7 protein-coding genes are annotated in these 6173 nt (G+C 62.5%); 3 read left to right on the forward strand and 4 right to left on the reverse strand.

What is annotated here, in order from left to right:
- Positions 1–93 precede the first annotated feature (93 nt).
- From rbcL to BRC58_05390, 3 genes are all read right to left on the reverse strand, one after another.
- Positions 94–1560, reverse strand: coding sequence for a ribulose-bisphosphate carboxylase large subunit (gene rbcL, locus BRC58_05380; GenBank protein PSP17776.1), 1467 nt, complete (start codon positions 1558–1560; stop codon positions 94–96).
- Between the two features lie 285 nt (positions 1561–1845).
- Positions 1846–2244, reverse strand: a complete 399-nt coding sequence (locus BRC58_05385) for a DUF1499 domain-containing protein (GenBank protein ID PSP17783.1) — start codon at positions 2242–2244, stop codon at positions 1846–1848.
- Between the two features lie 43 nt (positions 2245–2287).
- Positions 2288–3547 carry a carboxyl-terminal protease gene (locus BRC58_05390; protein ID PSP17777.1) on the reverse strand — a complete coding sequence of 420 codons (1260 nt, stop codon included), beginning with the start codon at positions 3545–3547 and terminating at the stop codon, positions 2288–2290.
- A 298-nt stretch (positions 3548–3845) separates the two neighbouring features.
- On the opposite strand from BRC58_05390, the gene BRC58_05395 reads away from it, so the two are divergent.
- The 3 genes from BRC58_05395 to BRC58_05405 all read left to right on the forward strand — a co-directional run bounded on the left by BRC58_05395 (position 3846) and on the right by BRC58_05405 (position 5554).
- Complete coding sequence (locus tag BRC58_05395; protein PSP17778.1) at positions 3846–4514, forward strand: cytochrome b6; 669 nt, start codon at positions 3846–3848, stop codon at positions 4512–4514.
- 55 nt (positions 4515–4569) lie between these two features.
- Positions 4570–5049, forward strand: a complete 480-nt coding sequence (locus tag BRC58_05400) for a cytochrome b6-f complex subunit IV (GenBank protein PSP17779.1) — start codon at positions 4570–4572, stop codon at positions 5047–5049.
- Between the two features lie 124 nt (positions 5050–5173).
- Entirely contained in the window at positions 5174–5554 is a 381-nt protein-coding gene (locus BRC58_05405) for a hypothetical protein (GenBank protein PSP17780.1), read from the forward strand.
- Positions 5555–5560: 6 nt separating this feature from the next.
- Here BRC58_05405 and BRC58_05410 read toward each other — a convergent pair whose 3' ends face one another.
- On the reverse strand, positions 5561–5977 hold the full coding sequence (locus BRC58_05410) for a hypothetical protein (GenBank protein PSP17781.1): 417 nt from the start codon (positions 5975–5977) through the stop codon (positions 5561–5563).
- Between the last annotated feature and the right edge of the window lie 196 nt (positions 5978–6173).

A 6173-nucleotide genomic window follows, 5' to 3' on the forward strand; every position in this document is an offset into this window, starting at 1 on the left:
AGTGAGTAAGCGGGGGTGGAGCTTGCCAGGGCCCCACTGCGGGCCTGGCAAGCTCGGTGAATGTCCGCACCTAGGCGGCGGAAATTGCCCCCATTAGCTGCCGGTGGGCGTTGCCGCGTAGTCCGGCGTATCGGTGGGGGCGTAGTTGAAGCTAATGTCCTTCCAGGTATCGAGGGCCTGCTTGAGCGGCGTGCACCACTTGGCCGCCTTGTTCAGGATGTCGGGCCCTTCGTTGAAGTAGTCACGCCCTTCGTTGCGGGCCTGGATAATGGCCTCGATTGCCGTGCGGTTGGCGGTTGCACCGGCGGCGATGCCCATGGGGTGGCCAATGGTGCCGCCACCGAACTGCAGCATGGTGTCTTCGCCCAGATAGTACAGGAGTTCGTGGGCTTGTGCAGCGTGAATGCCACCGGAGGCGACCGGCAGGCAGCCGGGCATGGACGCCCAATCCTGCTCGAAGAAGATGCCCTTCATGCGATCGGGCTGCTGGTGCCGCTCGCGCAGGGTGTCGTAGTAGCCGGCAATCATGTTGGGGTCGCCCTCCAGCTTGCCGACCACCGTGCCGGCGTGGAGGTGATCCACCCCGGCCATGCGCATCCACTTGGCAATCACGCGGAAGCTGACACCGTGGTTTTTCTGCCGCGTGTAGGTGGCATGCCCGGCACGGTGCAGGTGCAGCAGCATGCCGTTCGCGCGGGCCCACTTGGCGATGGACTGGATGGCGGACTGGCCGGCCACCAAGTCGATCATGATGATGGGGCTGCCCACTTCCTTGGCGAATTCGGCCCGCTCGTAGATGTCCTCCATGGTGGCCGCGGTAACGTTGAGGTAGTGGCCCTTGACCTCGCCCGTGGCGGCATTGGCCTTGTGCACGGCCTCCATGACGTAGAGGTAGCGGTCCCGCCAGCGCATGAAGGGCTGGGAGTTGATGTTTTCGTCGTCTTTGACCATGTCGAGGCCGCCTTTGAGGGCCTCGTAGACGACGCGCCCGTAGTTTTTGGGCGAGAGGCCCAGCTTGGGCTTGGTGGTGGCGCCCAGCAGCGGCCGACCGTACTTGTCGATGCGCTCCCGCTCGCGCACGATGCCGGTGGCCGGCCCTTGGAAGGTCTTGATGTAGTGCGGCGGGATGCGCATGTCCTCCAGCCGCAGGGCCTTGAGGGCCTTAAAGCCAAAGACGTTGCCGATGATGGAGGCCGTCAGGTTGGCAATGGAGCCTTCTTCGAACAGGTCGATGTCGTAGGCGATATAAGCAAAGAACTGGTTGCTCTGACCGGGGACCTGTTCGACGTGATAGGCCTTGGCCTGGTAGTGCGTATAGGTCGTTAGGCGGTCCGTCCAGACCACAGTCCAAGTGGCGGTGGAGGACTCGCCCGCGACTGCCGCAGCTGCTTCTTCAGGCGGAACGCCTTCCTGCGGGGTGACGCGGAAGACGCAAAGGATGTCCGTGTCTTTGGGCGTGTAATCGCCATCCCAGTAGCCCATCTGGGCGTAGGGAATCACGCCCGGCTGATAGCGCTTTTCTGGGTCTTGGATGGGTCCCTTTTCAAACTCTTCTGCCATGGCTATCCAGGTGGTTATTTGACTGTTCCACTTTTACCAAGCTGCGTGCCTGTCAGGTGCTCTGGCGGGCAGGGCGTGCAGCTTGCGCTAGCGCAGGCTAACGCTCGCCAATTATCCTAACCCGAAACGCAGCGGCGTTCGGCAGCTCGATGCATGGTGAGTTTGCATGGCACATAAAAGGCTGCCTTATGGGAAGCAGCAACAGCAATCGCCATTGCTCAATGACGAACGAAAGCACCCGGCAAGCGAGATCGCCGGGGCACCTGCTGCGACGTGGGAAACCGTTCAGCCAGCTAGCGCTTCAAAGCGGGCGCGAATGGTCTCAACGCGCTTGCGATTGGTGCCCAAATCGGAACGGCCCAATCGCGAGGCCGAGCGCACGTGGATGGTGCCGTTGCCCTCATCCACATAGAACTCCACATCGTCCACAAAGCCCATGAGGCGCGTTTTGAACTCCACGTGCAGGTAGCGGTCCTGTTGGGTGACGGTGTGGGTGCGCGGCATTTGCGCGATCGCCTGCTGCAGGTATGCCATGGCCTGCTGCGCGCTGCAGCGGTACTTGATGGGATCGATGTAGCGTTCGGCGTCTTGGCTTTGGCTGCTAACGCAGTTGGGCGTACTGGGACAGGGCGCGAGCTTGCCGTCCCGGACGCCCAAATTGCTGGGTCGCTGGCCGGCGAACATGGCCGAGCCTCCTTGCAATGCAGTTGCTGTCTGGCGGCGCATTTTACGGTGCTGCCTCGGCCAGTACTGATTGGGCCTGCAGGCACCGGATCGCCGCTCGGTACTGCCGGTCGTCCTCGGTGGCGAGGCGATCACGCGAGAGCGGTTCTTGGGACACGACCCGATTGGGGACAATGCCGGAGGCATCAATGTCGCGTCGGGACGGCGTTTCGTACTTGGCTACGGTGACAGCCAAGCCCGTCTCATCGGGCAGCTCGAACAGCGATTGTACCGACCCCTTACCGAAGGTACGCTCGCCCACCAAGGTGGCGCGGCCGTTATCTTGCAGGGCGCCGGCCAAAATCTCGCTGGCGCTGGCCGAGCCGCGGTCGATGAGCACCACTAGCGGCGCCTCGGTGAGCGCGTCACCGCTCGCCCGGTAGCGTTGCACGGTCCCTTCGCGCGCGACCATCTGTACGATTTCGCCTTCATCCAGCCACAAGCGCGCTGTCTCGATGCCGGCTTGCAACAATCCCCCTGGGTTGCTGCGCAAATCCAGCACGTAGCCCTGCGCCCCTTGTTCCTCTAGCTCTGAGAGGGCCTGGGCGAGTTCGCTGCGGGCGTTGGCGCTGAATTGCGCCAGGCGCAAGTAGCCCACCGGGAATGAGGCGCTTTGGCGGTCCAGGCTGGCCCGCACCGGGCTGAGCGAGATGCGATCGCGCACGAGCTCGATCTCTCGCGGCGAGGCCTCGGGCGCGCTCGCGGGCTCGACTGTCAGTCGCACCCGGGAGCCGCTGGGACCGCGCATGCGGCTGGCGGCTTCATCTAGGGATAGCTCGCTCGTGCTGACCCCATCGACGGCCAGGATGCGATCGCGCGGCTCGATGCCCGCCGCCGCAGCCGGCGAGCCATCGATGGGGGCAACCACTTCGATCGCGCCCGACTCGGAGGCCATATCGATCTGTAACCCCACCCCCGAGAGCTCACCCGAGGTGTTGACCTGCAGGTTGCGGTAGCGATCGGGGCGGAGCAAGCGCGTAAACGGATCGTCTAGGGTTGCCAGCATCCGCTCGATGGCCTGGTAAGTCTGCTCGCGATCCGCCCAATCCTGCTCCAGGAAGTCCTGGCGAACGAACCACCAGTTTTGGCCGTTGAAGTTCTCGTCCCAATAGGTGCGATTGACAATGCGCCAGGCGCGGGCAAAAACCTGTTGCTCTTCGCTCAAAGCGGCCGCGCTGCTCGTGCCGCCCAACCAGCACGCGGCAACTGCCAGTGCCACCAGGATGGCCGGTCCGAGATAGCGTCTCAGAATGAGGCAAATCATGGTCTCTAGCGGAGGGCCCTTGCCTTAACCCAAACTTTTTCTAGCTTAGTTGCTGGCTGGCAGCTGCAGCCAGCAGCCATGCCCGGCAATCCCTCACTGGGGCCAGGCTGGTGTGTTACGGTTTAGCTGGCTAGGCGAGTGGCGAACGAGGCGCTGCGTCCCTGATGGCAGGGCTTGAAGCCAACTGCCGCCTGCCTTTGCCAGTGCGCCCAGCTGCCCGACGAGTGCGGCGCTTGCAATAGTCCCCGTGCAGTGGGACAGCGCGAATCGGCAACACGACCTCTAGCTAGCTGGCCTCATGTTTACCAAGCAATTCACGGACTCCAAGGCTTACCAGTGGTTCCAAGAGCGGCTGGAAATTCAAGCCATCTCGGATGATGTCAGCAGTAAGTACGTCCCGCCCCACGTCAATATTTTTTACTGCCTGGGCGGCATTACGCTGACCTGCTTTTTAATTCAGTTCGCGACTGGCTTCGCGATGACGTTTTACTACCAGCCCACTGTGGGTCAGGCCTTTTCGTCAGTGCAGCATCTAATGAATGATGTCAGCTTTGGCTGGCTGATCCGCTCCATCCACCGCTGGTCCGCCAGCATGATGGTGCTGATGATGATCCTGCACACGTTTCGGGTCTATCTCACCGGTGGCTTTAAAAAGCCGCGCGAGCTGACCTGGATTACAGGCGTAATCTTGGCCGTCATTACGGTGTCGTTTGGCGTGACTGGGTACTCGCTGCCCTGGGACCAAACCGGATACTGGGCTGTCAAGATTGTCTCGGGCGTTCCAGATGCCATTCCGCTGGTTGGCGGTACGTTGGTTGAGCTCATCCGCGGCGGTGCTAGTGTCGGTCAAGGGACGCTCAGCCGCTTCTACAGCATGCACACCTTCGTTTTGCCCTGGCTGATTGCAGTCTTTATGCTGCTGCACTTTTTGATGATCCGCAAGCAGGGCATCTCGGGGCCGTTGTAAGCGCGAGCGGCGGCCGCTGCACCGAAGTGATTGCAACTAGGGGAGAACGCGAGCGATGCCTGTCAAAAAACCCGACTTAAGCGATCCGCAACTGCGCGAGAAACTTGCCAAGGGCATGGGCCACAGCTACTACGGCGAGCCTGCCTGGCCCAACGACCTGCTGTACGTTTTTCCGGTCGTCATCCTGGGCACGATTGGCCTATGCGTTAGCTTGGCGGTTCTTGACCCGGTCATGCGAGGGGAGCCGGCCAATCCGTTTGCGACGCCGCTAGAGATTTTGCCGGAGTGGTACCTCTACCCGGCCTTTCAAATTCTGCGCATTTTGCCCAACAAGCTGCTGGGCGTTGCTGGCATGGCTGCCATCCCGGTGGGATTGCTGCTGGTGCCCTTTATTGAGAACGTCAATCCGTTCCAAAACCCCTTCCGCCGCCCCGTTGCGACCGGCGCATTCTTGTTTGGCACGGTCGTAACTATTTGGCTGGGCATCGGCGCGACCTATCCCCTCGATGAATCGCTGACCCTGGGCCTGTTCTAGGTTGCCGGGCGCACGAGCGAGCCCAGCGCAGCGCGATCCGGCTCGGCCGCGATCGCGCTTTTAGGTTTTAGCGAGCGCAACCGATCTAGGATAGAGGGCATCGGGGGAGCTTCAGGAGGCCACCGTGAAGCAGCAATTCCCGACGCGGCTACAGCTCGGTTTCCCGGGTGGCGGCTGCTTGCTGACCCTGCTACTGGGCGCCTGGGTACTGGGATCGCTGGGGTTAGGTTGGGTGGTCAACGCCCTGCTAATTGCCATTGTCGCCTCGGTTGCGCTCCCTGCCCTTGCCTGGACGGGGTTCCGCCTGTGGTTGCGCTGGAAGGTCGTTGCTGATCGCTGCCCGATTTGCGGCTACGAGTTTGCCGGGTTCAACAACACCCAGTGCCGCTGCCCTAGCTGCGGCGAGACCCTGCAAGTCCAAAACCGGGCGTTTGAGCGCATAACGCCCCAGGGCACGGTTGATGTTGAAGCTGTGGATGTTTCGGCGCGCCAGGCCGACGAGTAGGCCTAACTAGCGCGATAAGCGCAGCGTGTAGGGGTGCGAGCCTTGGCCCTGCTCGCCGACGTAGATGCGGTACGTCCCGGCTTGCCAGATCCCCGACATTTGCGGCCCGCCCGAGAACTCGCTGGCCAGCGCGCAGAACTCGCCCTCTGGGCCGCGGACCAACAGCGTGGGCTGCCCGCCCTGGGCTCGGACCTGTAACTTCATGCGATTGACCCGCTCGGTCACGCGAAGCGTTTGGTTGGGCGACTGGGCGATCACGCCGCAGTTGTCGCTGGCAACCGAACCGCCCGAGCGCCCGCTTGCGGTTAGCGTCTCTGAGCTCGAGGGGGAAACAGTCAGCGTCTCGGCGCGCGCTGCCGCGGTTGTGCCGCCTACCACCAGAGCGGCAAGGGCGGGCAAGGCGAGCAAGCGGGCAAAACGCATGGCGATCGCGCGTGCAGTTCGCGTGGTTGAGGGATACTTCTATTCTAAGGCGGGCTCGCGATCGCCTGCCTGCCGCGCCGGTTGCATCGGGTGCGCATTGACATCCTCGCCGCCCTAAAGGACGGCGATTCCCGCTTCATTAGGTGCCACCTAGCGCCCTAAGGCGCCCCGGCACATCCCCTCCACGGGCTATTTC

This window comes from Cyanobacteria bacterium QS_8_64_29 (assembly GCA_003022125.1).
GTDB lineage: Bacteria > Cyanobacteriota > Cyanobacteriia > Cyanobacteriales > Rubidibacteraceae > QS-8-64-29.

What these genes read in the sequence shown, in the direction of transcription:
- rbcL (PSP17776.1), bottom strand. Translation starts at nt 1,560, where the DNA reads ATGGCAGAAGAGTTTGAAAAGGGACCCATCCAAGACCCAGAAAAGCGC.
- BRC58_05385 (PSP17783.1), bottom strand. Translation starts at nt 2,244, where the DNA reads ATGTTCGCCGGCCAGCGACCCAGCAATTTGGGCGTCCGGGACGGCAAG.
- BRC58_05390 (PSP17777.1), bottom strand. Translation starts at nt 3,547, where the DNA reads ATGATTTGCCTCATTCTGAGACGCTATCTCGGACCGGCCATCCTGGTG.
- BRC58_05395 (PSP17778.1), top strand. Translation starts at nt 3,846, where the DNA reads ATGTTTACCAAGCAATTCACGGACTCCAAGGCTTACCAGTGGTTCCAA.
- BRC58_05400 (PSP17779.1), top strand. Translation starts at nt 4,570, where the DNA reads ATGCCTGTCAAAAAACCCGACTTAAGCGATCCGCAACTGCGCGAGAAA.
- BRC58_05410 (PSP17781.1), bottom strand. Translation starts at nt 5,977, where the DNA reads ATGCGTTTTGCCCGCTTGCTCGCCTTGCCCGCCCTTGCCGCTCTGGTG.